The sequence below is a fragment of the Curtobacterium sp. PsM8 genome (assembly GCF_030433875.1).
In the GTDB taxonomy this organism is placed as follows: Bacteria; Actinomycetota; Actinomycetes; order Actinomycetales; family Microbacteriaceae; genus Curtobacterium.
Genome location: NZ_JARUXD010000166.1, coordinates 1 through 263 on the forward strand (window position 1 = coordinate 1; position 263 = coordinate 263).

At 60.8% G+C, this 263-nt stretch carries 1 pseudogene; it reads left to right on the plus strand.

Going from position 1 to position 263, the window contains the following annotated elements:
* Nucleotides 1-263 (plus strand): annotated as a pseudogene (locus QCD68_RS17240) (peptidase S10); the annotation flags it as partial.

Genomic DNA, 263 nt, shown 5'->3' on the forward strand with positions numbered 1-263 from the left:
ACCTGCTACCCCGCCCTTCCACCTCATCGACAACGAGCACACTCTGCTGCGCGAGACAGACCTCGTCATTATGGACGCCATGTCGACGGGGTACTCCCGCGTCGTTGACGGACACGATCCCAACGACTGGCACGGCTGGAGTAAAGACGTCGAACTGGTCAGCGAACTCATCCGGTTGTGGGTTACCCGCTACGGGCGCTGGGGGAGTCCGCTTTATCTTCTTGGCGAGTCGTATGGAACCGTCCGAGCCGTCAGTGTTGCGC